Raw genomic sequence first — 26,168 nt, forward strand, 5'->3', positions numbered from 1 at the left:
GATAGCAGGCTGTCAGTTGATACATCTGGTGGCTGACGCACCGCTATCGGGAGCAAGCCCCCTCCCACACTGATCGGACACAGAAAGATGTATTCACTTGAAGACCTGCTGCACCTGATGAGCCGCCTGCGAGACCCGCAATATGGGTGCCCGTGGGACCTCAAGCAAACCTACGCGACCATCGTCCCGCACACCCTCGAAGAAGCCTATGAAGTGGCCGACGCCATCGAGCGCGGCGACTTCGATCACCTGCAAGGCGAGTTGGGCGACCTGTTGTTCCAAGTGGTGTATTACAGCCAGTTGGCGCGGGAAGAGGGGCGTTTCGAATTTGCCGGCGTGATCGACAGCATCACGCGCAAGCTGATCCGGCGTCATCCCCATGTGTTCCCCACCGGTGATCTGTATGCGCCACTGGATATCCCACAGTTGAGCGAAGAGCAGGTCAAGGAGCGCTGGGAGCAGATCAAAGCCGAGGAGCGTGCGGAAAAATCCGACGCACCAGAGCAGCTTTCCCTGCTGGATGATGTGCCCACGGCGCTGCCGTCCTTATCCCGTGCCGCCAAATTGCAAAAGCGCGCCAGCCAGGTCGGTTTCGACTGGCCGTCTGCCTTGCCGGTGGTGGACAACGTGCGCGAAGAGCTGGATGAAGTGCTCGAAGCCATGGCCGATAATGACTCGGTAGCCATTGCCGACGAAGTCGGTGACCTGCTGTTTGCGGCGGTCAACTTGGCCCGTCACCTCAAGGTTGACCCGGAAACCGCACTGCGTGGCGCCAATGCCAAGTTCGAACGACGTTTCCGATTTATCGAACAGGCATTGCGCGACACCCGTCGTCCCATAGAAGATTGCACCCTCGAAGAGTTGGACGCCCTATGGGGCGAAGCCAAACGTCAGGAAAAGAATGTGTCCAGCTGCGGTTGAGCAGTTGCCTAAGTGAGTAAGCACCATGAGCCTTTCCCTTCGCGACCAGTTGCTCAAAGCAGGTCTGGTCAACCAAAAGCAGGCCAAGCAGGTCGGCAAAGAGAAACAGAAGCAGCAGCGCCTGGTCCACAAAGGCCAAGCTGAGGTCGATGACACCCAGGCACGCCTGGCTGCCGAGGCACACGCCGAAAAGGTCAAACGTGACCAGGAGCTGAATCGCCAGCAGCAGGAAAAAGCCGAGGCCAAGGCCCGCACGGCTCAGGTCAAGCAATTGATCGAAACCTCGCGCCTGCCCAAGCTCACCACCGAGGATTACTACAACTTCGTGGATGACAAGAAGGTCAAGCGCCTGTCGGTCAACACGCTGATGCGTAACAAGCTGAGCAACGGCTCCCTGGCGATCGTGCACCACGGCGGCGGCTACGAAGTGATCCCGCGTGAAGCGGCGCTGAAGATTCAGGAGCGCGCACCAGAGCGCATTGTGCAACTCAACATCCTCACAGAAAGCCAGGTGCCGGATGAGGACGATCCGTACGCGGCTTACCAGATCCCGGATGATCTGATGTGGTAAAGCGTTCAAGCACCTGAGTGGTAAGCAGTACCTCTCAAAACAACAAACCCCGCTCAAAAGGCGGGGTTTGTGTTTTCAGGCGTCGGGCTGCGTGGGCCTTGTGCCGAAATCCTGCAAATATTCAGGAGCTTTGTGCCTGGCGTTTCATCTCAAGCGACTCAAGCTCGTTTTTATAATTGTGAGCGTCGCTCTCGTTGTGAAACATGCCGACCAGCAGGTCTTGTTGGTGTACATCCCAGATGTGAATCCCATGGCCCAGTGCTTCGTGGGACATATGTGCATCGTCGCGTTCAGTTACTTTTACAGTCATCTGCTTGCTCCAATTTCTGGTGGGTATGCGGCAAGTCGTCGCAGGTCTTTTTATACGATTTGTTAGCTTGCTAAGTAAACCGCTTTGGCGGTTTATGACAGAAGTTTCATGTTGGGCGGCAGCCTGATAGGGCTGTGTTGGTCATGCCGGCGCCATCGGGAGCAAGCCCCCTCCCACAGGGGTAAGTGTTCGCAGTTCAAATGTGGGAGGGGGCTTGCTCCCGATGATGGCAGACACTTGAACCCAAAATCCCCAGACGAAAAAAAGCCCCGCATTCAGCGAGGCTCTTGTTCAGCTCATCCGCGCAATCAGTTGCCTTTGACAGCCTTGCCGTCAACGGTACCGTCTTGCAGCATGATGTTGTATTCCTTGCCGTCGGTCTCAACCTGACGCAGGGCAACCAGGATGCCGCCCTGGTCCTTGGCAAACCACATCTGGGTGATGCGCTTGCTTTGGGTCGGGTCACGCACGCGCTCGACCTTGATCGCGTCGATGGAGCCTACCTTGGTCTGGACCTTTTCCGGGCCGATCACGCGGAAGTCGTAGGTGTCGACGTCGGTCCCTTCAACCACGTTGTAGCTCATGCTTTTCTTGCCGGCTGCCACATCGCGTTGCAATGCGAGCTGGTAGGTCGACTTGTCGAGCATGTTGCTTTGCAGGGCCACGTTCACCGGGTCTTTGTTTTCAAAACCGGTAACTTTCTTGGCGGTCTGGTCGAAGTCCAGGTTGATTTTCTTTGCCTTGCCCAGGCCGCCACGTTCGAAGCTGTAGCTCACGGGTTGCAGGGTGTCCTTGTCGAAGCGGATCACGCTGGTTTCGGTCAGGCTGGCGATCATCATGGATGCCTTGAAATTCAAGGTCCACGAGCCGTTGTCGTTCTTGGTCAGGCTGCGCTCAGCCGAACCACTCATGGGCAACTGTTTCCAGTCGGCGGTGTAGCTGGCGGAGAAGGGGTGAAGGTCGGCTGCCTGCACGGCAGGCAAGGCGAACAGCGCAACAGCGAAAAGCAAGGCGCGACGCATAAAATCTCCTAGGTTCGAATCAAGTGGCCGCTGGCCGCAAGTAACTGACCGTCCAATAATGCACCCTGGTCACCAAGAATCAACCGCCCCTCGGCAAACCAGCGCACAGCCAGCGGGTAAATCCTGTGTTCCTGGGTATGAACCCGTTGCGCAAGTGTCTGCGCCGAGTCGTCAGACTCTACCGGAACCACTGCCTGTACGACCAGAGGCCCGCCATCGAGTTCCTCGGTGACAAAGTGCACGCTGCAGCCATGCTCACTGTCACCGGCTTCAAGGGCGCGCTGATGGGTGTGCATGCCTTTGTATTTGGGCAGCAGGGAAGGGTGGATATTCAGCAGGCGCCCGTCGTAGTGCCGCACGAAATCGCCGCTGAGGATTCGCATGAATCCGGCCAGTACCACGAGTTTGGGGTTGAAGGCATCGATGAGTTCGATCAAGGCGCTGTCGAAGGCCTCGCGGCCCTCGAAAGCCTTGTGATCCAGCGAGCGGGTTTCGATACCCGCGTCCCTGGCACGTTGCAGGCCGTAGGCGTCGCTGCGGTTGGAGATCACCGCAGCGATGCGCACCGGGCTGTCGCCGGTGCGCGTGCTGTCGATCAGGGCCTGCAAGTTACTGCCGGTGCCGGAGAGCAGCACCACAACATCACAGGTCTGAGACATCAATGAGCCTTGAGGTTCTTCAGTTCAACCTGGGCCGCGCCCTCGGCAGCGGTGGCGATCTGGCCGATGACCCAAGGCTGCTCGCCGGCTTCACGCAGGACGTTCAGCGCAGTTTCAACGTGCTCTTGCGCTACGCAGATCACCATGCCCACGCCGCAGTTCAGCACGCGGTGCATTTCGGTTTCATTGACGTTGCCTTTCTCTTGCAGCCAGTCAAATACCGCAGGACGCTGCCAGCTGGCCACGTCGACGATCGCCTGAGCGCCTTTTGGCAGGACGCGCGGGATGTTGTCCAGCAGGCCGCCGCCGGTGATGTGGGCCATGGCTTTGACCGCGCCAGTGTCCTTGATCAGCTTGAGCAGTGGCTTGACGTAGATGCGGGTCGGGGCCATCAGCAGGTCGGTCAGTGGCTTGCCGTCGAGTTGGATGTTCTCGATGTCGGCACCGGACACTTCGATGATCTTGCGGATCAGCGAGTAGCCGTTGGAGTGCGGGCCAGAGGATGGCAGGGCGAGCAGGGCGTCACCGGCAGCCACTTTGGAACCGTCGATGATTTCAGCTTTCTCTACAACACCCACGCAGAAACCGGCCAGGTCGTAGTCTTCGCCTTCGTACATGCCTGGCATTTCAGCGGTTTCGCCGCCTACCAGGGAGCAACCCGACAGTTCGCAACCCGCGCCAATGCCGGTTACCACTTGGGTAGCGGTCTCGACGTTGAGCTTGCCGGTGGCGTAGTAGTCAAGGAAGAACAATGGCTCGGCGCCGCATACCACCAGGTCGTTGACGCACATGGCCACCAGGTCGATGCCGATGCTGTCGTGCTTGTTCAGGTTCAGTGCCAGGCGCAGCTTGGTGCCCACACCGTCGGTGCCGGAAACCAGAACAGGCTGCTTGTAGCCGGCCGGGATTTCGCAGAGGGCGCCAAAACCGCCCAGGCCGCCCATGACTTCGGGGCGCGCAGTGCGCTTGGCGACGCTCTTGATGCGTTCGACCAATGCTTCACCGGCGTCGATGTCTACACCGGCGTCCTTGTAGCTCAGGGAGGGTTGCTTGCTCATGATCCAGGCCTTTAGGGGGGATTCAGGGGTAACGACCGAGCGGGCAGGGGCTTTTGGTAAAAGGCCCAGCCGATGACGGTCTGCGAAGGCGCGCGATTTTATCAGGCTTGAGGGGCAGCGGCCATCCTCGGGCCGACGGGCAGGGCCATATAGGTTAAAAAAATGCTAATCGCGTCAGCCGTGGCACGTATTAAGGTATAGCCTTGAACGCGCTATCGTTATGACAGCATGAAAACTTACCAGGACCCTGTGAATGTTTTACCGGTTGCCGTGGTCACAGCCTTGGCAAACCGAGTTCACGCGGTCTGTTCCAGCCGCTAAATTTGTCGTTCGGGAATCTTCCATGCGTCTGTGTAAATTCTTCTTTATGGGCTGCTTGTCATTGGTCAGCCTGGCGAGTCATGCCGAAACCCTCAATGGTCTTTATCAAGTACTTGAACCCGTCAGCAGCCAATCGCCCCAAGAGCGCGACCAGGCCACCCAGCGCGCGGTGCAGACCCTGGTAATCCGCCTGACCGGCGACGCCAAAGCCGCCGACGGCCCAGGCCTGGCGGCGATTCGCAAGGATCCGCAGCAAATCATCACGCAATACGGTTACGACGCCGGCCCACCCGAGAGTCTGCAAGTGGATTTCGACCCGGTCAGCACCGACCGCGCTCTGCGTGATGCGGGCCTGTCGATCTGGGGCAGCAATCGGCCGTCGATCCTCGGCTGGTGGTTGAACGATTCCACTGAAGGCAGCAGCCTGGTGGGGGATGGCCAGACCGTCGCCCAGGCGCTGCGTCATGCAGCCCAGCACCGTGGCTTGCCGTTGCGTCTGCCGCTGGGCGATCTGGATGAGCAGGTCGTCGCTACGGCGCCGAACCTGGAGAGTGCCGACGCCACACCGTTGCGCGCCGCATCCGAGCGCTACGGCGCCGACGCGTTGCTTGCCGTGCACGCGCGTCAGGAAGGTAACCAATGGCAGGCCAAATGGCGCCTGTGGCTGGGCGACAAGAGCGAACAGGGCACAGCCCAAGGCGCCGACACCGGCGCGGTGGCCGACGCAGTGATGCTGGCGGTCAGCCAGAAATTGGCGCCGCGTTTTGCGGTCAAGCCTGGCGTGAGCACCGAACAACTGCTGGAAGTGCAGGGGATGACCCTGGAGCGCTACGCGGCACTGGGTCATCTGCTGGAGCCGTTTGGTGGCCAGCCGCAGTGGGTTGACGGCAATCGCATTGTGTATCGGGTTAACGGGAGCGCCGATCAGTTGCGCACCCAGTTGAGCCTGGCCAAGCTGCAGGAGATCCCTGCGGGCGAGGCGCCGGCTACGCAGCCAGTCGCTGAGGGCGCGCAACCGGCCGCTGCACCTGAGCCTCAGGCGCAACTGCGTTTTCGTTGGTAACAGTTCTTCCTTATATAGAAGCAATGGAGTGGTTTATGGCGGATACGCGTCGTTGGGTGTGGCTTGGCGGGATCGTCCTGCTGTGCGTTTTTGTGTTCTTGCTGCATTCGATCCTGACGCCGTTCCTGGTTGCGTTGCTGCTGGCCTATCTGTTCGATCCGGTGGTGGATCGTTTGGAGAAAGCCGGGCTGTCGCGGACCTTGGGCGTAGTGGCGGTGTTTGCGCTGTTCACCTTGATCATCACCGCGCTGGTGCTGGTGTTGGTGCCGATGCTGGCCAAGCAACTGTTTCGTCTCTATGAGTTGGCGCCGCAGATGCTCGACTGGTTGCAGCACACGGCAATGCCGTGGGCCCAGGCCAAGTTGGGGTTGTCGGACGGCTTCTGGAAGTTCGATAAGGTCAAGGCGGCGATCAGTGAGCATATGGGGCAAACCACCGATATCGTCGGTGTGATCCTCAGTCAGGCGACTGCGTCGAGCCTGGCGTTGATCGGCTGGCTGACCAATCTCGTGCTGATCCCGGTGGTGGCGTTCTATCTGCTGCGCGACTGGGACATCATGATGGCCAAGATCCGCAGCTTGCTGCCGCGTGATCGTGAGGAGCGCATCGTCTCCCTGGCCGGTGAGTGCCATGAAGTCCTTGGCGCATTCGTGCGTGGCCAGTTGCTGGTGATGCTGGCCCTGGGCGTTATCTACGCCGCCGGCCTGATGGCCATCGGCCTGGAGCTGGGCCTGTTGATCGGCCTGATCGCTGGCCTGGCGGCTATCGTTCCTTATATGGGCTTTGTGATCGGCATCGGCGCGGCGCTCGTGGCTGGCCTGTTCCAGTTTGGTGGTGACCTGTATCCGATGCTCGGGATTGTCGCGGTGTTCATGGTCGGCCAGGCCCTTGAGGGCATGGTGCTGACGCCGTTGTTGGTGGGTGACCGGATCGGTCTGCACCCGGTGGCGGTAATCTTTGCGATCCTGGCGGGGGGCGAGCTGTTTGGCTTTACCGGCATCTTGCTGGCATTGCCGGTCGCGGCGGTGATCATGGTGCTGGTGCGCCATATGCACGATTTGTACAAGGATTCGGATGTGTACACGGGCGTCGAAGACCCCGACCTGTAACCGCTGCTTCATAAACCCGGCTTCGGCCGGGTTTGTTGTTTATGGGGGGATGGCGTCAAACAATCCGCGTAAAACCGGCAAGTTAACGCAAACCTTTGATTTTGCTTGTGGTCTGCTGCATTGTGCGCCCCGCGTCACGGGTATAAACTTTGCAAACTTTACACAGAGGCCACTAGCGGTTCGATGGGAGCCGTTCAGTCAGCATGAAACCGATTCAGCTGCCCTTAGGTGTGCGTCTGCGTGATGACGCCACCTTTATCAATTACTACCCAGGCGCCAATGCCGCTGCACTCGGCTATGTCGAGCGGCTCTGCGAAGCCGACGCCGGGTGGACTGAAAGCCTGATCTATCTGTGGGGCAAGCACGGCGTGGGGCGTACTCACCTGTTGCAGGCCGCCTGCTTGCGCTTCGAGCAAATGGGCGAGCCGGCGGTGTACCTGCCTTTGGCTGAATTGATGGACCGCGGTATCGGGATCTTCGACAACCTTGAGCAATACGAGCTGGTGTGCCTGGATGACCTACAGGCGATTGCTGGCAAGGCCGATTGGGAAGAGGCGCTGTTTCATCTGTTCAACCGCCTGCGAGACAGCGGACGGCGCTTGTTGATTGCTGCCTCCACATCGCCCCGCGAGTTGCCCGTCAAACTGGCCGACCTCAAGTCGCGCCTTACCCTGGCGCTGATCTTCCAGATGCGCCCGCTCTCCGACGAAGACAAATTGCGCGCCCTGCAACTGCGTGCCTCTCGCCGCGGCCTGCACCTCACCGACGAAGTCGGACACTTTATCCTCACCCGTGGCACTCGCAGCATGAGTGCGTTGTTCGATTTGCTCGAACAGCTCGATCAAGCCTCTTTGCAGGCCCAGCGTAAACTGACCATTCCCTTTCTCAAAGAAACCCTCGGCTGGTAGCAACCCCTTTGTTTGCAGGGGTTTTGGCAAATTCCAGGCGTCAGAAAACCCGCGTTTGGGCCGGTTTGGCCACGCGAAAGGTGCGTATAGGGTGTTAAGGGCTTAGATGTCATAGTCCAAGCAGGAAGTCACATAGGTCACGATTGAATTTGCAAATCGATGTGATAGAGGGCATAGTCTCGGCTTCTTTACACATCAGCCACGGTCGTGCCCATGCTAAATCGCTTCGCACCCCTCGTGCCCCTCGCACTCGTTACCCTGTTGTTTGGTTGCGCCTCCCATCCTCAGCAGGTGGTTGAGCAGCAAAAGCCTCAACAACATTCCCAGGCAAAATTTGTTGCAGCGCAGTCTTCCACTGTCTATGAGGAAGAAGTTGCAACAGAGAAAGAACTGGCCGATTTCTCCGGCAGCAAGCCTTATCAGCTTCCAGTTCTGGCCGACAGCATTCTCGAACGCGGCATGTCCCTGATCGGTACCCGTTACCGTTTTGGCGGTACTTCCGAAGCCGGTTTCGACTGCAGCGGTTTCATCGGCTATCTGTTTCGTGAAGAAGCTGGCATGAACTTGCCACGCTCCACTCGCGAAATGATCAACGTGAACGCACCGTTGGTCGCGCGCAACAACCTCAAGCCCGGTGATCTGCTTTTCTTCAGTACTGCAGGTCGTGGTCGTGTCAGTCACGCCGGTATTTACCTGGGTGATAACCAGTTTATCCACTCCAGCAGCCGTCGCAGTGGCGGTGTCCGAGTTGACAACCTGGGCGACAGTTACTGGAGCAAAACCTTCATCGAAGCCAAGCGTGCACTCGCCATGGCCCCGACGACCGTTACCGCTAGCAAGTAAACTTAAAGTGATACTTGAAGTTTGACGTGTAAGCGCTAGAATCCCTGGACATTGTTGTAATCCGTTCGCGCGAGCCTTGCTTGCGCGTTCTGGTTTTCAGCGTTCGGCAGCGAAAGCCGCATCCAGACCAGGATTGTTCTGCACATGTCGACGTCAGCCCGCCTAGTTCTTCTCGTTTGCGCCGCGCTGCTCAGCGCCTGCGCCAGCCGTCCGCCGCCTGCTCCTGTCGCGGCCAAGCCCAAGCCGGTATTCAACTACGCCACCCAGAATTTCTCGCCTGCTGCCGAAGACGTGCTCTTCCGTGCGCTGGGCCTCGTCGGCACGCCTTATCGCTGGGGCGGCAACACGCCGGACTCGGGCTTTGATTGCAGTGGCCTGATCGGCTTTGTGTTCCGTGACGCCGCCGGCATTTCCCTGCCACGCACTACCCGTGAGCTGATCGTGATGCGCGCTCAGGACGTGAGTGAGCAGAACCTGCAAACCGGTGACCTGCTGTTCTTCGCCACCGGTGGTGGTTCGCAGGTCAGCCATGCTGGGATCTATGTGGGCGAGGGCCGCTTTGTCCATGCGCCGCAAACCGGCGGTACGGTGAAGCTCGATACCCTGTCCAAGGCGTATTGGCAGAATGCTTATCTGAGCGCTAAGCGGGTATTGCCAGCAAACCTGGCACGTAATCCCTGAACCCAATACCTAACTAAATGTGGGAGGGGGCTTGCCCCCGATAGCGAAGTATCAGTCACAGTATCTGTGCCTGACCCACTGCTATCGGGAGCAAGCCCCCTCCCACATTGGTTTTGTGATGCTTCTGGGGGCGTTTATTTGGCCGCCGACACCCGCCATACCTTGTTCCCCACGTCATCCGCCACCAGCAAACCCCCTTGCTGATCAATCACCACGCCCACTGGGCGGCCCATGGCTTTCTCATCTTTATCGAGGAAGCCGGTCAGCACGTCCACCGGCTGGCCTTTAGGCTGACCTGCCTCGAATGGCACGAAAATCACCTTGTAGCCGCTGTGCGGCTTGCGATTCCACGAGCCATGCTGGCCGATGAATGCGCCGTTGCTGAACGGCGCCGGGAGTTTGCTGCCCTCGGCGAACGTCAGGCCCAAAGAAGCGGTGTGCGGCCCTACGGCGTAGTCCGGCGCAATGGCCTTGGCGACCAGGTCCGGGTTCTGCGGCGTGACGCGCACATCCACATGCTGGCCGTAATAGCTGAACGGCCAGCCATAGAAACCGCCGTCCTTGACCGAGGTGATGTAGTCCGGCACCAGGTCGCTGCCGATCTCGTCGCGCTCGTTCACCGCTGTCCACAGCTTGCCGCTCTGCGGTTCCCAAGCCATGCCATTGGGGTTGCGCAGGCCGGAGGCGAAAATACGGTGCTGGCCGCTGGCGCGGTCGACTTCCCAGATCGCGGCACGCCCCTGTTCCGCCTCCAGGCCGTTTTCACCGACGTTGCTGTTTGAACCGACGCTCACGTACAGCTTGCTGCCGTCCTTGCTGGCCACCACGTTTTTCGTCCAGTGGTGGTTCAGCGGACCGCCTGGCAAGTCGACCACCTTGGAGCCTTGGGCCTTGATGGCAGTTTCGCCTGGCTGATAGGGGAAACGCAGCAGCTTGTCCGAGTCGGCCACATACAGGTCGTTTCCGACCAGGGTCATACCGAACGGCGAATTGAGGTTTTCCAGGAACACCGTACGTGTTTCGGCGACGCCGTCGTGGTCGGCATCGCGCAATAGAGTGATACGGTTCGGGCTCGGCACCCCGGCGCCGGCACGTCCCATGACCTTCTCCATGACCCAGCCGCGTATGCCCTTGGCGTCATCCGGTTTGGGCGGTGCGTTGGTTTCCGCCACCAGCACATCGCCATTAGGCAACACATACAGCCAGCGCGGGTGGTCGAGGCCCTCGGCGAACGCGGCCACTTGGGTGCCGGGGGCTGCCGTTGGCTTCGCGCCATCTGGCCAGCCGATGGCCGGAGCGATGTTGACGGTAGGGATCAGCGTTTTGTTCGGCTCCGGCAGTCGGGGCGAGGGGCCGGTGCCGTCGGAAGCCTTCAGGGTTGAGCTTTCTCCGCACGCCGCGAGGGCGCCGGCAAGCATGATTAACAGGGCGAGTCTGGTTTTATGCATGGTGTTCTCCTTGATACCTGTAAGGGTAGAGGAGGGCGGTGGTGCGATGGTTCAAGTACTCGACCAGCTTTCATTGACGCTCCACCCCCAACCCACTAACCTTCGCCGCTTGTTCCAGGTGCTCTGTGACCCGTGGGTCGACAGAGTGAAACAGGGAAGCCGGTGAGTGAGCGCGCTTGTACACAGCGCCGCCGCAATTCCGGCGCTGCCCCCGCAACGGTAAATGAGTCAAGACGCTGCTTTTGCCACTGTATCGCGTGCGATATGGGAAGGCGCAGCGTTGGCCTGCTTGCTCTCTACAAGAGCTGCGCCACTCATGAGCCCGGAGACCGGCCTGGATCATCCAACAGCATCACGGTGGGCGATGCTTGGCTGTCTGTTTTTTCTTTTTCCTGCCCGCCGTTTTTGTCCAGCCCCAACGGAGAGCTGCCATGACCGATACCCCCGACCGCGACGAACGCCACCTGGCGCGCATGCTGCGCAAAAAAGCCGTGATCGACGAGCGCATCGCCAACTCCCCTAACGAATGCGGCTTGCTGCTGGTACTCACCGGCAACGGCAAAGGCAAGAGCAGCTCGGCGTTTGGGATGCTCGCTCGCGCCATGGGCCATGGGATGCAATGCGGTGTGGTGCAGTTCATCAAGGGGCGTAACAGCACTGGCGAAGAGTTGTTTTTCCGCCGCTTCCCCGAGCAAGTGCGTTTCCACGTCATGGGCGAAGGCTTTACCTGGGAAACCCAGGACCGCCAGCGCGATATCGCCGCCGCCGAGGCAGCCTGGGCGGTATCCCGCGAACTGCTGCAAGACCCAACCATCGGCCTGGTGGTGCTGGACGAGCTGAACATAGCCCTCAAGCACGGTTACCTCGACCTGGACCAAGTGCTCAGCGACCTGCAAGCCCGCCCGCCGATGCAACACGTGGTGGTCACTGGCCGTGGCGCTAAGCCGGAGCTGATCGAGATGGGCGACACCGTCACCGAAATGGGCATGCTCAAACACGCATTCCAGGCCGGTATCAAGGCACAGAAGGGCGTCGAACTTTGAATCAGCCCCGTCATTGCCCGGCCGTATTGATCGCCGCACCGGCGTCCGGCCAAGGCAAAACTACCGTCACCGCCGCCCTGGCCCGTTTGCACCGCAATCTGGGACGTAGGGTGCGCGTGTTCAAATGCGGTCCGGACTTTCTGGACCCGATGATCCACGAACGCGCCAGCGGTGCGCCGGTGTATCAATTGGATATGTGGATGGTGGGCGAGCAGGAAAGTCGCCGCCTGCTGTGGGAAGCGGCGGGGGAGGCCGACCTGATCCTGATCGAAGGCGTGATGGGTCTGTTCGACGGCACGCCCTCCAGTGCCGACCTGGCGCGGCATTTCGGCGTGCCGGTGCTGGGCGTGATTGATGGCACCGCCATGGCCCAAACCTTTGGTGCTCTGGCGCTGGGCCTTGCGCGCTACCAGCCGGATCTGCCGTTCGCGGGCGTGTTGGCCAACCGCGTCGGCACGTTGCGTCATGCGCAATTGCTCGAAGGTAGCCTCACTGAAGGCCTGCGCTGGTACGGCGCGCTGTCCCGCGAGACGGGAATCGAGCTGCCGAGCCGTCATCTAGGCCTGGTTCAAGCCAGCGAACTGAATGACCTCGATGCACGCCTGGACGCCGCCGCCCAAGCCTTGGGCAGCAGTTGCGAAGTCGCTTTACCGCCGCCCGTGACCTTCGCCGCGCCTGAAGTGATCGAAGCTGAGCCGTTGTTGGCCGGTGTCCGCATTGCCGTGGCCCGCGACGAAGCCTTCGCCTTCACCTACGGCGCCAGTCTTGACCTGTTGCGGGCGATGGGCGCTGAGCTGACATTTTTCTCCCCGATCCACGATCGCGAATTACCTGACGCCGACAGTCTGTATCTGCCTGGCGGCTACCCGGAACTGCACCACCAGGCGTTGTCGGAAAATACTCCGATGCTCGACGCCATCCGTGCTCACCATGCGGCGGGTAAGCCGTTGCTCGCTGAGTGTGGCGGCATGCTCTACCTGCTGAACTCCCTCACCGACGTCGACGGCAACCGCGCCGAACTGCTCGGCCTGTTGCAGGGTGATGCAGTGATGCAAAAGAAACTGGCGGCCCTGGCGCTGCAAAGCGTCGAATTGCCGGAAGGCGTGCTGCGCGGCCATACCTATCACCACTCCCTGACCAGCACCGAATGGCAACCGATTGCCCGTGGTCTGAGCCCCAATGGTGGGCGCGGGGCCGAAGCGGTCTACCGACAGGGGCGGATGACGGCCTCTTACGTGCACTTCTACTTTCCGTCGAATCCGGCTGCTGTGGCCGCATTGTTTTTACCCACGATAGCGCCATGACTGACAACGCCTTCCCCCAGGCCGACCGCGATGCCGTTTACCGCGCCATTGCCGAACGCCGCGACATGCGCCACTTCAGCGGTGGCACTGTCGCCCCTGAATTGCTCCACCGCCTGCTTCAGGCCGCGCATCAGGCGCCGAGTGTCGGCCTCATGCAGCCCTGGCGTTTTATCCGCATCAGCGACCGCCACCTGCGCGGGCAGATCCAGCAACTGGTGGAAGAAGAGCGCGTGCGCACAGCCGAGGCCCTTGGCGAACGTACCGATGAGTTCATGAGGCTTAAGGTCGAAGGCATCAATGACTGTGCCGAAGTACTGGTGGCGGCATTGATGGATGATCGCGAGCGCCATATTTTCGGCCGGCGCACCTTGCCGGAGATGGACATGGCCTCGCTGTCCTGCGCGATCCAGAATCTGTGGCTGGCCGCTCGCGTGGAAGGCCTTGGCATGGGCTGGGTCTCGTTGTTTGAGCCCCAGGCCCTGGCCGATTTGCTGGGCCTGCCGCCCGGCGCAAAACCTCTGGCTGTGTTGTGCCTGGGGCCGGTCGCCGAGTTCTATCCGGCACCGATGTTGCAGCTCGAAGGCTGGACCGAACCGCGTCCGCTGAGTGACATGTTGTATGAGAATACGTGGGGAGTAAGTCAATGAGTGTGGCCTTGCTGTGTGTCGCTGCAGTGGCGTTGGATGCGCTACTGGGCGAGCCCAGGCGCTGGCATCCGCTGGTGGCGTTCGGCAATTTTGCCGGGCGCATCGAGCAACGTTTCAACAGTGGCGGCCGTGGCTGGCGCAGTCACGGCGTGACGGCGTGGTTTATCGCCGTGGTGCCGCTGACGCTGCTGGCCACCGCGTTGTCGTGGGCGCCTTATATCGGCTGGGTGTTGGAGATTCTGGCGTTGTACTGCGCCCTCGGTATGCGCAGCCTCGGCGAGCATGTGATGCCGGTGGCCCAGGCGTTGCGCAGCGATGACCTGGATGAAGCCCGCACGCGGGTGAGTTACCTGGTGAGCCGCCAGACCAGCGAGCTGGATCGCACCGAAGTCGCCCGCGCTGCCACCGAATCGGTATTGGAAAACGGCAGCGATGCGATATTCGCCGCGCTGTTCTGGTTCGTGGTCGCTGGCGTACCGGGCGTGGTGCTCTACCGATTGAGCAACACCCTTGATGCCATGTGGGGCTATCGCAACGAACGCTTCGAGCGCTTCGGCTGGGCCGCAGCGAAAATCGACGACGTGCTCAACTACATTCCGGCACGCCTGGTGGCCTTGACCTACGCCGTGCTCGGCAAAACCCGCCTGGCCCTCAAATGCTGGCGCACCCAGGGCCCGACCTGGGACAGCCCCAACGCCGGGCCGGTGATGGCTGCCGGCGCAGGCGCCTTGGGTGTTGAATTGGGTGGTGCTGCGATTTATCACGGCGAAGTGCACCAGCGTCCGCCATTGGGCGAAGGCCCGGCGGCGGATGCCGACTCCATCGACCGAGGCTGGCAACTGGTGCAGCGCGGCGTATGGTTGTGGCTGCTGATCCTATGTGTGGGGGCGCAATTCTATGCTTGAACACGGTGGCCGACTGCGTAAAGCATCCATTCAATACGGGATTGCCGAGGCCGACTGGCTTGACCTGTCCAGCGGTCTCGCGCCTTGGCCCTGGCCGATCCCGCCGATCCCGCTGCGTGCCTGGGCACGATTGCCAGAGACCGACGACGGCTTGGAACAGGCTGCCAGCGAGTACTACGGGGCCGCGCATTTATTGCCGGTGCCCGGTTCCCAGGCGGCGATCCAGTTGCTGCCGCGCCTGCGCCGATCCGGCAAAGTCGGCGTGCTGTCGCCTTGCTATGCCGAGCATGCCGAAGCCTGGCGCCGCGCCGGGTATGTGGTGCGCGAGGTGCAGGAACAGGAAGTCGACTTCTTCCTCGATAGCCTCGACGTTTTGGTGGTGGTCAATCCCAACAATCCTACAGGCCAGAGCCTGACTCCCCAGCGCCTGCTGGACTGGCACACACGGCTGGCCCAGCGCGGCGGCTGGCTGGTGGTGGACGAAGCGTTTATGGACGTGACGCCGGAGTTGAGTTTGGCAGGCCAGGCTCATCAGGTCGGTCTGATTGTGTTGCGCTCGTTCGGCAAGTTCTTCGGCCTGGCCGGCGTGCGTCTGGGATTTGTGCTGGCCGAACGCAAGTTGCTCAAGTTGCTCGCTGAACAGGTCGGGCCTTGGGCCGTTAGCGGACCGACGCGCGTGTTGGGGCAAGTGTGCCTGCGCGACACTGCCGGGCATACCCGTCAGCGGGCGCGTTGCGTCGAGGCTGGCGAGCGATTGTTCACGCTGCTTGAGCGCCACGGATTTCAGCCTCAGGGCGGCTGCGCGTTGTTCCAATGGCTGATCACCCCGCACGCCGAACGCATGCACGAATTCATGGCCCAGCGCGGCATCCTCCTGCGCCTGTTCGTCCACGACAGCAGCCTGCGCTTCGGCCTGCCCGACACCGAGGCCGATTGGTTGCGACTCGACGCCGCACTGGCCGCCTATAAGGATGCTTCATGAGTACGCTGATGGTGCAAGGCACCACGTCCGACGCCGGCAAAAGTACGCTGGTGACCGCGCTGTGCCGCTGGCTGGTACGCCAAGGCGTCGCAGTGGTGCCGTTCAAGCCGCAGAACATGGCGCTCAACAGTGCCGTGACGGCCGAAGGCGGCGAGATCGGCCGCGCCCAGGCGGTGCAGGCCCAGGCAGCTAATCTGGCGCCTCACACCGACATGAACCCGGTGCTGCTCAAACCCAACAGCGACACCGGTTCCCAAGTGATCATCCACGGCCGCGCCGTGACCACCATGAACGCCGTGGCCTATCACGACTACAAAGCCATCGCCATGCAGGCAGTGCTGGCCTCCCACGCACGGTTGAGCGAAGCCTATCCGGTGGTGATGGTGGAAGGCGCAGGCTCCCCGGCGGAGATCAACCTGCGCGCCAATGACATTGCCAACATGGGCTTCGCCGAAGCCGTCGACTGCCCAGTGCTGCTGATCGCCGACATCAATCGCGGCGGTGTATTTGCCCATCTGGTCGGCACCTTGGAATTGCTTTCGCCCACCGAACAAGAGCGGGTCAAGGGCTTCGTCATCAACCGTTTTCGCGGCGATATCGCGCTGTTGCAACCCGGTTTGGATTGGCTGCAAGCACGCACTGGCAAACCGGTGGTGGGGGTTTTGCCCTACGTGATGGATTTGCACTTGGAGGCTGAAGACGGCATCGACCAGCGTCAGATCGACAAGGCGGCGCAGGTGCTCAAGGTGGTGGTGCCGGTATTGCCGCGCATCAGCAATCACACGGATTTTGACCCACTGCGCCTGCATCCTCAGGTGGATTTGCAGTTTGTCGGTCCGGGCCAGTCGATTCCTGCCGCCGACCTGATCATCCTGCCGGGCTCGAAAAGCGTGCGCAGTGATTTGGCGTATCTGCGTGCCAATGGCTGGGATACCGCCGTAGCGCGGCATTTGCGGTATGGCGGCAAGGTGCTGGGGATTTGCGGCGGGTTGCAGATGCTGGGCGAGCAGGTGCACGACCCATTGGGGCTGGAAGGAGCGGCGGGTTCCAGTGACGGGTTGGGGTTGTTGGCGTTCAGCACGACTTTGGAAGAAGAGAAGCAACTGCGCAATGTGCGGGGGCGGTTGTTGCTGGAGGATGCTGAGGTCAGCGGGTACGAGATTCATGCGGGTGTGACGTGTGGCGCTGCCCTGTCGAACGCCGCCGTGCTGCTGGAGGACGGTCGCAGTGACGGCGCGCAAAGTGCTGACGGGCAGATTCTCGGCACGTATCTGCATGGCTTGTTCGAGACCCCGGCGGCCTGCAGTGCGTTGCTGCGTTGGGCCGGGTTGCAGGATGTGCAGGAGGTGGACTACCACGCCCTGCGCGAGCGCGATATCGAACGCCTGGCCGATCTGGTGGAGAACCATTTGGACACCGATTTGTTGCGCAAACTGTGTGGGATTTAATGGTGTACACACGGTTCAAAGGTGGTAGAGGGCTTTTGGTGTACGTATCCATTCCTGCGTTCGGCCAGCGTGGTTTACGGGGCGACTTCAGATCAAAAGCAGGATCAAAAACGACTCGCTTCGCATCGTGGATGGGTGAATGGGTAGGGGGTGTCTCATGCTTCAACTGATTTTAGGCGGCGCTCGTTCCGGTAAAAGCCGCCTGGCCGAAAAGCTCGCCAGCGACAGCGCTTTGCCCGTCATCTATATCGCCACCAGTCAGCCGCTTGACGGCGAGATGAATGCCCGCATTGCCTCGCATCGCGAGCGTCGCCCTGATCATTGGGGTTTGATCGAAGAGCCTGTCGAGCTGGCGCGTGTGCTACGCGAAAACGCCGCACCCGGTCGCTGCTTGCTGGTGGATTGCCTGACCCTGTGGCTGACCAATCTGCTGATGCTCGAAGACGCAGAGCGCTTGGTGTTTGAGCGCGATCAATTGCTGGAAACCCTGGCCACGCTGCCGGGGGAAATCATTTTTGTCAGCAACGAGACCGGAATGGGTGTCGTGCCGCTGGGCGAATTGACTCGCCGCTATGTGGATGAAGCCGGTTGGCTGCATCAAGCTTTGGCCGAGCGGTGTCAGCGTGTTGTCCTGACGGTTGCCGGCCTGCCCCTGACTTTGAAAGGTATTGCGTTATGACTGACACCTGGTGGCTCAACCCTTGTAAGGCGATTGACGCCTCGGCGTACGAACAGGCCCTGGCGCGCCAGCAGCAATTGACCAAGCCGACCGGTTCCCTCGGTCAGTTGGAAGCGCTGGCCGTGCAATTGGCTGGCTTGCAGGGCCAGGTCAAACCGTCGGTTGATCACGTGTGGATTGCGATTTTTGCCGGGGATCACGGCGTGGTTGCCGAAGGTGTATCGGCGTATCCCCAGGAAGTGACCGGGCAGATGCTGCATAACTTTGTCACCGGTGGTGCGGCCATCAGCGTACTGGCGCGGCAATTGGATGGGCAGTTGGAGGTGGTCGACCTCGGTACGGTGAACCCGTCGCTGAGCCTGCCGGGCGTGCGTCACCTGAATATCGGTGCGGGCACCGCCAACTTCGTCAAGGGCCCGGCAATGACCGTGGCTCAGGGGCAATTGGCATTGCAGGCGGGTCGCGATAGCGTGCTGCGTGCCCGTGAAAGCGGTGCGCAGTTGTTTATCGGCGGCGAAATGGGCATCGGCAACACCACCGCTGCCAGTGCGTTGGCGTGCGCGTTGCTCGATTGCCGCGTCAGCGATCTGACCGGCCCGGGTACAGGGTTGAACGCTGAAGGGGTGAGCCACAAGGTTGCCGTGATCGAACGCGCGTTGGCGTTGCATGCCGGGCAGCGTGGTGACGCACTGCACACCCTGTTCAACCTGGGCGGCTTTGAGATTGCTGCATTGGTGGGAGCTTATCTGGCGTGCGCCCAAGAAGGCGTGGTGGTGCTGGTGGATGGGTTTATCTGCACGGTCGCCGCACTGGTGGCCACGCGTCTGAATTCGGACTGCCGCGATTGGCTGTTGTTCGGCCATCGGGGCGCTGAACCGGGTCATCGTCATGTGCTGCAAAGCCTTGATGCACAACCGTTGCTCGAACTCGGCTTGCGCCTGGGCGAAGGCAGCGGCGCCGCGTTGGCGGTACCGTTGTTGCGCCTGGCGTGTGCGCTGCACGGGCAGATGGCGACCTTTGCTGAAGCGGCCGTGGCAGACCGTCCGGCATGATTTTGCACCTGGACCTGCTGCGCCACGGCGAAACCGAGCTGGGCGGCGGCCTGCGTGGCAGCCTGGATGACGCCTTGACCGCCAAAGGCTGGGAGCAGATGCGCGCCGCCGTCATAGCGCAGGGGCCTTGGGACCGGCTCATCAGTTCGCCGCTGCAACGCTGCGCGCGCTTCGCTGATGAGTTGGCGGCGCGGCTGAAGGTGCCGGTGAGCTTGGAAAAGGACCTGCAAGAGCTGCACTTCGGCGCTTGGGAAGGACAGAGCGCGGCGGCGTTGATGGAAACCGACGCCGAAGGCTTGGGCCTGTTCTGGGCCGATCCCTATAGCTTCACGCCACCTGAGGGTGAGCCGGTCAGGGAATTTTCCGAACGTGTTTTGAGCGCCGTCTCACGCTTGCATCAGGCCTATGCTGGTGAGCGCGTGCTGTTAGTCAGTCATGGCGGGGTGATGCGTTTGCTATTGGCCCAGGCCCGAGGCTTGCCCCGCGAGCAGTTGCTGAATGTCGAAGTCGGCCATGGTGGGCTGTTCAGCTTGCAGGTCGCTGCCGATGGCGTGTTGAAGGAAGGAATCTGACGATGCTGCCGTTCTGGATTGCCCTGCAATTTCTCAGCAGCCTGCCGATTCGCTTGCCGGGCATGCCGCAGCCGCAGGAGTTGGGGCGCTCGTTGCTGTTTTATCCGGTAGTCGGGCTGCTGTTCGGGTTGCTGTTGTGGGGGCTGAATACGGCGTTGATGGGGGCGCCATTGTTGCTGCATGCCGCGCTGCTGCTGACGGCCTGGGTGCTGCTCAGTGGCGGGTTGCACTTGGATGGCCTCGCGGACAGCGCGGACGCCTGGCTCGGTGGTTTTGGCGACCGTGAGCGCACCCTGACCATCATGAAAGACCCCCGCAGTGGACCGATTGCGGTGGTCACCCTGGGCTTGGTGTTGCTGCTCAAGTTCACTGCACTGGTGGCCTTGATTGAGCAACACAACGGCGCTGCGCTTATTTTGGCACCGCTGATCGGGCGGGCCTCGATGCTGGCATTGTTTCTGACCACTCGTTATGTGCGTGCAGGCGGATTGGGTCAGGCATTGTCGGATCATTTACCTCGGCTGGTCGGCCAACAGGTGCTGATCCTCAGTGGTCTGGCCTGCATTCTCATCGGGGGTGTCAGTGGTGGGGGCGCGGTGCTGCTCGCGGCGATCTGCTTCATTGGTCTGCGCCAGTTGATGGTCAATCGCCTCGGCGGCACCACCGGCGACACCGCTGGGGCCTTGTTGGAGCTGCTGGAAGTCGCTGTATTGGTCGGTCTGGCGCTGTAACACTTTCTTGCATTTCAATAATCGCGGGTATATACACGTTCCATGCTTGCCTCCCAATGTTTATGCACCAACCTGCGACGCGCCGCCCGTGGCGTCAGCAGGCACTACGACGGCGCCCTCGACGGCTTCGGGATCAACGTTGCCCAGTATTCTTTGCTGTGTAACCTGCAGCGCCTTGATCAGCCGAGCATTTCCAGCCTGGCGGACGCCATGGGGCTGGACCGCAGCACCTTGGGGCGCAATCTCCGGGTGTTGGAGTGCGAAGGATTGGTCCAGTTGGTCGAGGGCAATGACCTGCGAAATCGCCTGGTGCTGCTGACCGAGGCGGGTGCAGAACGGCTGGCTGCGGCCTTGCCAGCCTGGGAAGCAGCGCAACAGAAATTGATCGATCAACTCGGCGCGGATAAACGCGAAACCTTGTTGGCCTTGCTGGATGAGCTCGCCTGAAGGCGAGCTTGTTCGAACATAAGCGGGTATATACCCGCGAGCGGAGAATAAGAAATGACCTCGATGTGGCGCACCAGTGGTTGGATCCTAGTGGGGAGTGCGCTGATCCTGGCGTTGTCATTGGGGGTGCGGCACGGTTTCGGCCTGTTCCTTGCGCCAATGAGCAGTGAATTCGGCTGGGGTCGAGGCACGTTCGCCTTGGCGATTGCGCTGCAGAATCTGATCTGGGGCCTGGCGCAGCCATTTGCGGGGGCGGTGGCCGACCGATTCGGCGCGACCAAAGTGGTATTTGTAGGTGGAGTGCTGTACGCCGTGGGCCTCGTGTTGATGGGCCTGTCCGATTCCGCGTGGTCGCTTTCGCTGAGTGCCGGTCTGCTGATTGGTATCGGCCTCTCTGGAACCTCGTTTTCGGTGATTCTTGGGGTCGTCGGCCGTGCCGTGGCGCCGGAAAAACGCAGCATGGCCATGGGTATTGCCAGCGCCGCAGGTTCATTCGGCCAGTTCGCTATGGTGCCCGGCACCTTAGGCTTGATCAGTTGGCTGGGCTGGTCCGCAGCACTGCTTGCGTTGGGCCTGATGGTGGCGTTGATCTTGCCGCTGGTCAGCATGCTCAAGGATCAGCCGCTGCCGGTACTGGCCGGGCAGCAGACCTTGCGCGAGGCATTGCACGAAGCCTGCGGACACTCCGGATTCTGGCTGCTGGCCTTTGGCTTTTTCGTCTGTGGTTTCCAGGTGGTGTTTATCGGTGTGCACCTGCCGGCCTACCTGGTGGATCAGCACTTGCCGGCCACCACAGGCACCACCGTGCTGGCATTGATTGGCCTGTTCAATATCGTCGGTACCTACACCGCCGGTTGGCTGGGTGGGCGTATGTCCAAGCCGCGTCTGCTGACCGGGTTGTACCTGTTGCGAGCGGTGGTGATTGTGCTGTTCCTGTGGGCGCCGGTGACCCAACTCAGCGCCTACCTGTTCGGCATGGCGATGGGCTTGCTGTGGTTGTCCACGGTGCCGCTGACCAACGGCACCGTAGCCACCTTGTTTGGCGTGCGAAATCTTTCGATGCTCGGTGGGATTGTGTTCTTGTTCCATCAGATTGGTTCGTTCCTCGGCGGTTGGTTGGGCGGGGTGGTCTATGATCGAACCGGCAACTACGATTTGATCTGGCAAGGTGCCATTGTGTTGAGCCTGCTCGCAGCCGCCCTCAATTGGCCGGTACGCGAGCGGCCGGTGGCGCGTCTACAGGCGCAAATGGAGGCGGCATGAGCCTGAAAGCACAGGGTTTATTGATTATTGCGGGGCTCATCCTGCTGGTGCTGGCATGGTGGGGCTGGCAGCGCGGCGGGCTGGCATTGATGCAACTGGGTATGTCGATCTGTTAAGTTCGATCCCTGAACTCTTGAAAGGACGTTTCGACATGCAGATGCGCTGGCTGGCTGTACCTGTGCTGATGGCGGCTTTTGGCGGTGTGGCGTTGGCTGCTGATTGCCCACCTTTGCTTGAAGGCCAATTGCCCAAACTGCGCGCCAAGGAATCCATCGACCTGTGCCAGCGCTTTGCCGGCAAGCCTTTGGTTATCGTCAACACCGCAAGCTTTTGCGGATTCGCCCCGCAGTTCAAAGGCCTCGAAGCCTTGTATCAACGCTACAAGGATCAAGGGCTGGAAGTGATCGGCGTGCCGTCCGATGACTTCAAGCAGGAAGCCAAGACCGGCGAGGAGACCGCCAAGGTCTGCTACGTGAACTACGGCGTGACCTTCACCATGACCGAGCCGCAGAAGGTCAAGGGCCCTGATGCAGTGAACCTGTTCAAGGTGTTGGCACAGCAGAGCAACGCGCCGAAGTGGAATTTCTACAAGTACGTGGTGGATCGCCAGGGTAAGGTGATTGCCGATTTTTCCAGCCTGACCAAGCCGGACAGCCCGGAGCTGATCAAGGCGGTGGAGCAGGCGATAGCGTCTAAACCCTGATCCGCGCCCAATGAAAAGCCCCGCCTCCTTTGCAGGAGAGCGGGGCTTTTTTACACCTGCCTGAATCAGAAGGTGTAGGTCATGCCCAGGCCGAAACCGTTGGCACTGTTTTCGTACTTGGCGCGATAGCTCGACGGCGCCGCAGTGTTATTGACCTTGACGTCTTCTTCCTTGAGGTAGGAATAAGCCAGGTCTACCGTCATGTTATCCATCACTTTGTAGCCCAAGCCAACACTGAAGATCGTACGGTCGCCAGTAGGAATACGTGGCGAACGGTCGGTGTTGTTGGTTGGCGACTGGTCGAAGGTCAGGCCGGTACGCAGCACGACCTGTTTGGTCAACTGGTACGAAGTACCTACGGCGTACGCCCAGGTGTCATGCCAGTTTTGTTCTTCAGTAATGTTGCTGATTCGGCTCGGGGCCAGGATGCCGCCGTTTGTACCGGTCACGCCTTCGTTGTTAACAGTGATTTCTTTCAGGCGGCTCCAGCGGGTCCAGGTTGCACCGCCATACAGTTTCCAGGCATCGGTCAGGTCTTGAGTGACCGACAGATCGTAGGATTCTGGCGTTTCAATTTTCAACGATGCGTCGTAGCGGTTGTTACGCAGGAACCCTTGGGTGGCTGCCGGGCCGCTGACGGTCGTGTGACCCTCAAGCTTGTACTTCACTTTGGAGTGGTAGGTCAGGCCGACTCGGGTGGTATCGGTGGCTTGTACCAGTACGCCGACATTGAAGCCCAGCGCGGTATCGTCGCCCTTGATTTTGACATTGGTATCGGAGAATGCAGGGGACAAGGTCTTGTCCGATTCCAGCACGCCGGAAATCCGGTTGATCGTTGGACCAAAGCCGATCGACACACGATCGTTGAACGCGTAGCTGACAGTTGGCTGGAAGGTCATGACCTTCACTTCACTCTTGCTGCCGAAACCACGGCCCTGGAAGCCGTTTTCATAGTCGGTCACCAGGCCGAACGGTGCATACACACCGAAGCCGATGGCCCACTGATCGTCAAGTTTGTTGGTGTAGAAACCGAATGGCACGGCGGTGAACGGTACCATGTCACCTTTGTTCGAGCCGCTGGAGGCGCCGCCCGTGTCCTTGATGTTGGACGAAGCATCAATGGCAGCAACACCGCCCGTGATCTGCTGGCCATTCAGGCGAGCCATACCGGCAGGGTTACCGTAAACAGTGCTTGCATCATCGGCAGAAGAGGAGCGACCTGCGAAACCCGTACCCATCCCGCTCACGCTTTGTTCGTTCAGTGCAAAGCCGCTTGCGAACAGTTGGGAGGATGCCATGGCAACGGCGAGGCTAAGTGTGGTCTTGAGCATTACTTTTTTCATTATTAGAACTCCGTGGTGATCACCGCTGCGGAAAGTACCAATAAAATTAACATCGCGCTATAGGTTGTAATGTCGGAGATAGAGCGTTTTTGTAGGACAATCCGACCAAAATTCAGCGTTTTTGGCGAATCTTGCAAATTGCCCGGTCAGCAGGCCACGTGATTCATGGGTGAAACACAGGTTTGCCAGGTTTGGGTGAAATCTCGCAGCCTTCCTTGCGGATGAAATATTTCTTTCCAGATACGTGCCATCGCTAAAACGTCACCGGATGGAGGCAGGGCAGGGCTGTGTTGTTCCACCAGAAGCCATGCGATGGCGGTGGCGTAACGCAGGTTTACAGTGAGTTCCAATTGTGGGGCGCTGAGAAAGGCGTGTTGGCTGGCCAGCCCGCGCACCAGGCTGGCACGCTCGGGGTCAAGTGCCAGGTAGGTGTCCCACAAAGCGCGATGACGGGGTTCGGTGATGCTGTACAGGCCGTGACCGCGTCGATCGTGCAAGGCGGAACCCAATTCCGACTGGCTCGCCGCGATACCCAGGAGCAGAGACTCTGCCGTTGGGCTCTGTCGGTCGAGGTACATCAGCGTCGGCCGGATTACATAACGACACAATTCACTGGCAGCGATACCCATACAAGCCTCAATCCGTGAAAGTGGTCGACGAGACCTGAGAAGGAGGGGGCTTGGCAGCAGTGGATCGGATCTCAGGCTCGCCGGAAGCGGATCACGCCGCTTGAGTTGAAGTGTAGTGTCATATTCACGATGTAAAGGTCTGTTTTTAAAACATCTTATTCAACCAGTTATAATGTTTATATCGATTTGAACTTAGTAAAACTTCGCAATTCAGGAATCGCAGGCAATAAAAAACCCTGTGTTTTAAACAGGGTTTTTTGTGTTTCAGCGACTCGGGTCGATCAGGCAACCAGTGCCTGACGGGTACGCTCGATCACGGCCTGCAGCGGTTCTGCGCTGGAGTATTGATCGGGGTACAGGCGTTCGCTGTGACGAGCGATGCCGTGTTCGTTGACCAGTGTGAAGCTGAAGCAGCCTTTGCGAGCGGCCATGATCAGGCAGTTCATTGGGGCAAAAGCATTAGTGAGGGTGCGAATGGCATCCTGAGTATGGATTTGAGCGTTCATATTATTGGTGTTCCTACAAATGACACGGATTAAGAGCCGTGCAACGTTAAAACGTTCCAGTAACGTTGATCACCATTGATCAAACGAAGAACCTGACTGGAACAAAGCAGCCAGTTTGAAGCGCTAATAAGTTAGGCGCGCTTGGGCTGGCAGGTAGGTACTTAGGAGGGCAGGCAGCACAACAGGGGCAAAGGTTCTGGGCCCAGGGTGAAGATCCTGATCAATTTGCAGGTTGGTTCGGTCAGAGTATGGAAACTTCGCGACACCCTTTGCTTGTTCAAAGGCAATGTCGTCGCAAGTGATACCTGGAAACCTTCGAGGTGGTCGATCCCGTGTTGTTCAGGGGAGTTGTTCGACCAGAATTGACTTTCAGCTTGGTACTAACGCCGCGGATAGTAACGGAATGAAACAGGTAATGGAAGTGTGTTACCAAAAAAACTTCAATCAGCCAGCCAGCAGGCTGCGGTAGACCAGTACGGTGATAGCTGCGGCCATCGAACAGCCCAGCCCATAGGCGGCTAAGGTCAGGCGCAGTGATTGGCCGGTCTCAACGACCTTCATCACATCGCGCATATCGTTGATGCGGCCTTCGCCGAGCTCGATGCACAGGCTTATGGCCGTGAAAGCGGCCGACAGCAAGATAGCGATGGCGAACAGCGCGCCATCTGGCGATGGCAGCGCGGCATTAATCCACAATGAGATGGCGCAGATGGCCAGTAACAGCACAGCGAATAACAGAATTCCTTTCATCGACCTAGTCCGCATTGCGTTGCCCGTCGGGCAGTGTGGAGAGCCGGTAAAGATTTGAAAAGTCCCCAATTGGCTTCGCGGTAACGTTTTTGAAGGCAGTCGCTCCAAAAAAAGCCGGGGATATAACCATCGGATCGGTACTTGTGCACATTGGTTGCGGCAGGTGTAACCAGGCTGTCCATCGCATCGCAGCCTCGCCATTTGCCTGTAATGGAAATTTAAGTCAATGAAAAATCTGGCTTTTTTTTAT

The 26,168-nt window shown here is 59.9% G+C and carries 29 protein-coding genes and 1 riboswitch; of the genes, 20 read left to right on the forward strand and 9 right to left on the reverse strand.

What is annotated here, in order from left to right:
- Positions 1 to 87: 87 nt before the first annotated feature.
- The gene (gene mazG, locus BW43_RS11570) at positions 88 to 921 is read left to right on the forward strand and encodes a nucleoside triphosphate pyrophosphohydrolase (RefSeq protein ID WP_032887772.1); all 834 of its coding nucleotides are present in this window, start codon (positions 88 to 90) and stop codon (positions 919 to 921) included.
- Positions 922 to 946: 25 nt separating this feature from the next.
- Positions 947 to 1,492, forward strand: a complete 546-nt coding sequence (locus BW43_RS11565) for a DUF2058 domain-containing protein (RefSeq protein WP_014719402.1) — start codon at positions 947 to 949, stop codon at positions 1,490 to 1,492.
- 121 nt (positions 1,493 to 1,613) lie between these two features.
- Here BW43_RS11565 and BW43_RS11560 read toward each other — a convergent pair whose 3' ends face one another.
- The 4 genes from BW43_RS11560 to purM all read right to left on the reverse strand — a co-directional run bounded on the left by BW43_RS11560 (position 1,614) and on the right by purM (position 4,541).
- Positions 1,614 to 1,802, reverse strand: coding sequence for a hypothetical protein (locus BW43_RS11560; protein WP_032887774.1), 189 nt, complete (start codon positions 1,800 to 1,802; stop codon positions 1,614 to 1,616).
- Positions 1,803 to 2,110: 308 nt separating this feature from the next.
- Positions 2,111 to 2,824, reverse strand: coding sequence for a DUF3108 domain-containing protein (locus BW43_RS11555; RefSeq protein WP_032887775.1), 714 nt, complete (start codon positions 2,822 to 2,824; stop codon positions 2,111 to 2,113).
- Between the two features lie 8 nt (positions 2,825 to 2,832).
- Entirely contained in the window at positions 2,833 to 3,483 is a 651-nt protein-coding gene (gene purN, locus BW43_RS11550) for a phosphoribosylglycinamide formyltransferase (protein WP_032887777.1), read from the reverse strand.
- Entirely contained in the window at positions 3,483 to 4,541 is a 1,059-nt protein-coding gene (gene purM / locus BW43_RS11545; protein WP_014719398.1) for a phosphoribosylformylglycinamidine cyclo-ligase, read from the reverse strand. The genes purN and purM overlap by 1 nt, the downstream gene beginning before the upstream one ends.
- Before the next feature lie 343 nt (positions 4,542 to 4,884).
- Here purM and BW43_RS11540 point away from each other — a divergent pair, with 343 nt between their 5' ends.
- The 5 genes from BW43_RS11540 (at position 4,885) to BW43_RS11520 (ending at position 9,466) form a co-directional block, all read left to right on the forward strand.
- Positions 4,885 to 5,925, forward strand: coding sequence for a DUF2066 domain-containing protein (locus tag BW43_RS11540; RefSeq protein ID WP_032887779.1), 1,041 nt, complete (start codon positions 4,885 to 4,887; stop codon positions 5,923 to 5,925).
- A 35-nt stretch (positions 5,926 to 5,960) separates the two neighbouring features.
- Positions 5,961 to 7,034 carry an AI-2E family transporter gene (locus tag BW43_RS11535; protein WP_032887781.1) on the forward strand — a complete coding sequence of 358 codons (1,074 nt, stop codon included), beginning with the start codon at positions 5,961 to 5,963 and terminating at the stop codon, positions 7,032 to 7,034.
- A gap of 203 nt (positions 7,035 to 7,237) precedes the next feature.
- The gene (gene hda / locus BW43_RS11530) at positions 7,238 to 7,942 is read left to right on the forward strand and encodes a DnaA regulatory inactivator Hda (protein ID WP_032887783.1); all 705 of its coding nucleotides are present in this window, start codon (positions 7,238 to 7,240) and stop codon (positions 7,940 to 7,942) included.
- 213 nt (positions 7,943 to 8,155) lie between these two features.
- Positions 8,156 to 8,785 (forward strand): C40 family peptidase, encoded by a 630-nt coding sequence (locus BW43_RS11525; RefSeq protein WP_032887785.1) that lies wholly within the window; start codon positions 8,156 to 8,158, stop codon positions 8,783 to 8,785.
- Between the two features lie 144 nt (positions 8,786 to 8,929).
- Positions 8,930 to 9,466 (forward strand): C40 family peptidase, encoded by a 537-nt coding sequence (locus tag BW43_RS11520; protein ID WP_032887787.1) that lies wholly within the window; start codon positions 8,930 to 8,932, stop codon positions 9,464 to 9,466.
- Positions 9,467 to 9,600: 134 nt separating this feature from the next.
- Here BW43_RS11520 and BW43_RS11515 read toward each other — a convergent pair whose 3' ends face one another.
- Positions 9,601 to 10,914 carry a sorbosone dehydrogenase family protein gene (locus BW43_RS11515; RefSeq protein ID WP_032887789.1) on the reverse strand — a complete coding sequence of 438 codons (1,314 nt, stop codon included), beginning with the start codon at positions 10,912 to 10,914 and terminating at the stop codon, positions 9,601 to 9,603.
- Positions 10,915 to 11,013: 99 nt separating this feature from the next.
- Positions 11,014 to 11,267: riboswitch (cobalamin riboswitch) on the forward strand.
- A 78-nt stretch (positions 11,268 to 11,345) separates the two neighbouring features.
- Between BW43_RS11515 and cobO the strand changes: the two genes are divergently transcribed.
- The 13 genes from cobO to BW43_RS11450 all read left to right on the forward strand — a co-directional run bounded on the left by cobO (position 11,346) and on the right by BW43_RS11450 (position 22,690).
- Positions 11,346 to 11,957, forward strand: a complete 612-nt coding sequence (gene cobO / locus BW43_RS11510) for a cob(I)yrinic acid a,c-diamide adenosyltransferase (protein ID WP_027603802.1) — start codon at positions 11,346 to 11,348, stop codon at positions 11,955 to 11,957.
- Positions 11,954 to 13,261, forward strand: coding sequence for a cobyrinate a,c-diamide synthase (locus tag BW43_RS11505; protein WP_032887791.1), 1,308 nt, complete (start codon positions 11,954 to 11,956; stop codon positions 13,259 to 13,261). Before cobO ends, BW43_RS11505 begins: the two co-directional genes overlap by 4 nt.
- Positions 13,258 to 13,908, forward strand: coding sequence for a 5,6-dimethylbenzimidazole synthase (gene bluB, locus BW43_RS11500; RefSeq protein WP_032887793.1), 651 nt, complete (start codon positions 13,258 to 13,260; stop codon positions 13,906 to 13,908). The genes BW43_RS11505 and bluB overlap by 4 nt, the downstream gene beginning before the upstream one ends.
- On the forward strand, positions 13,905 to 14,813 hold the full coding sequence (gene cbiB / locus BW43_RS11495) for an adenosylcobinamide-phosphate synthase CbiB (protein WP_032887795.1): 909 nt from the start codon (positions 13,905 to 13,907) through the stop codon (positions 14,811 to 14,813). Before bluB ends, cbiB begins: the two co-directional genes overlap by 4 nt.
- Positions 14,806 to 15,795 (forward strand): threonine-phosphate decarboxylase CobD, encoded by a 990-nt coding sequence (gene cobD / locus BW43_RS11490; RefSeq protein ID WP_032887797.1) that lies wholly within the window; start codon positions 14,806 to 14,808, stop codon positions 15,793 to 15,795. Before cbiB ends, cobD begins: the two co-directional genes overlap by 8 nt.
- Entirely contained in the window at positions 15,792 to 17,243 is a 1,452-nt protein-coding gene (locus BW43_RS11485; protein ID WP_032887800.1) for a cobyric acid synthase, read from the forward strand. The genes cobD and BW43_RS11485 overlap by 4 nt, the downstream gene beginning before the upstream one ends.
- A 157-nt stretch (positions 17,244 to 17,400) precedes the next feature.
- Positions 17,401 to 17,922, forward strand: coding sequence for a bifunctional adenosylcobinamide kinase/adenosylcobinamide-phosphate guanylyltransferase (gene cobU / locus BW43_RS11480; protein ID WP_032887802.1), 522 nt, complete (start codon positions 17,401 to 17,403; stop codon positions 17,920 to 17,922).
- Entirely contained in the window at positions 17,919 to 18,974 is a 1,056-nt protein-coding gene (cobT, locus tag BW43_RS11475) for a nicotinate-nucleotide--dimethylbenzimidazole phosphoribosyltransferase (protein WP_032887805.1), read from the forward strand. The genes cobU and cobT overlap by 4 nt, the downstream gene beginning before the upstream one ends.
- Positions 18,971 to 19,546: an alpha-ribazole phosphatase family protein gene (gene cobC, locus BW43_RS11470; protein WP_032887806.1), complete on the forward strand. Its 576-nt coding sequence runs from the start codon at positions 18,971 to 18,973 to the stop codon at positions 19,544 to 19,546. The genes cobT and cobC overlap by 4 nt, the downstream gene beginning before the upstream one ends.
- A 2-nt stretch (positions 19,547 to 19,548) precedes the next feature.
- Positions 19,549 to 20,277, forward strand: a complete 729-nt coding sequence (locus tag BW43_RS11465) for an adenosylcobinamide-GDP ribazoletransferase (RefSeq protein WP_032887808.1) — start codon at positions 19,549 to 19,551, stop codon at positions 20,275 to 20,277.
- Positions 20,278 to 20,319: 42 nt separating this feature from the next.
- Positions 20,320 to 20,724 (forward strand): MarR family winged helix-turn-helix transcriptional regulator, encoded by a 405-nt coding sequence (locus tag BW43_RS11460; protein ID WP_032887810.1) that lies wholly within the window; start codon positions 20,320 to 20,322, stop codon positions 20,722 to 20,724.
- Positions 20,725 to 20,787: 63 nt separating this feature from the next.
- Positions 20,788 to 21,987 (forward strand): MFS transporter, encoded by a 1,200-nt coding sequence (locus tag BW43_RS11455; protein ID WP_163033221.1) that lies wholly within the window; start codon positions 20,788 to 20,790, stop codon positions 21,985 to 21,987.
- 151 nt (positions 21,988 to 22,138) lie between these two features.
- Positions 22,139 to 22,690 (forward strand): glutathione peroxidase, encoded by a 552-nt coding sequence (locus tag BW43_RS11450; protein ID WP_032887814.1) that lies wholly within the window; start codon positions 22,139 to 22,141, stop codon positions 22,688 to 22,690.
- 65 nt (positions 22,691 to 22,755) lie between these two features.
- Here BW43_RS11450 and BW43_RS11445 read toward each other — a convergent pair whose 3' ends face one another.
- The 4 genes from BW43_RS11445 to BW43_RS11430 all read right to left on the reverse strand — a co-directional run bounded on the left by BW43_RS11445 (position 22,756) and on the right by BW43_RS11430 (position 25,918).
- The gene (locus BW43_RS11445) at positions 22,756 to 24,033 is read right to left on the reverse strand and encodes an OmpP1/FadL family transporter (protein WP_032887816.1); all 1,278 of its coding nucleotides are present in this window, start codon (positions 24,031 to 24,033) and stop codon (positions 22,756 to 22,758) included.
- A 146-nt stretch (positions 24,034 to 24,179) separates the two neighbouring features.
- Positions 24,180 to 24,662, reverse strand: coding sequence for a hypothetical protein (locus BW43_RS11440; RefSeq protein ID WP_032887818.1), 483 nt, complete (start codon positions 24,660 to 24,662; stop codon positions 24,180 to 24,182).
- 281 nt (positions 24,663 to 24,943) lie between these two features.
- The gene (locus BW43_RS11435) at positions 24,944 to 25,168 is read right to left on the reverse strand and encodes a hypothetical protein (RefSeq protein ID WP_003175353.1); all 225 of its coding nucleotides are present in this window, start codon (positions 25,166 to 25,168) and stop codon (positions 24,944 to 24,946) included.
- A 444-nt stretch (positions 25,169 to 25,612) separates the two neighbouring features.
- A complete protein-coding gene (locus BW43_RS11430) occupies positions 25,613 to 25,918 on the reverse strand; it encodes a hypothetical protein (protein ID WP_032887819.1) in 306 nt (101 codons plus the stop codon).
- Positions 25,919 to 26,168: the final 250 nt, after the last annotated feature.

Origin of the sequence: Pseudomonas sp. RIT357 (assembly GCF_000632245.1) — a bacterium.
GTDB lineage: Bacteria > Pseudomonadota > Gammaproteobacteria > Pseudomonadales > Pseudomonadaceae > Aquipseudomonas > Aquipseudomonas sivasensis.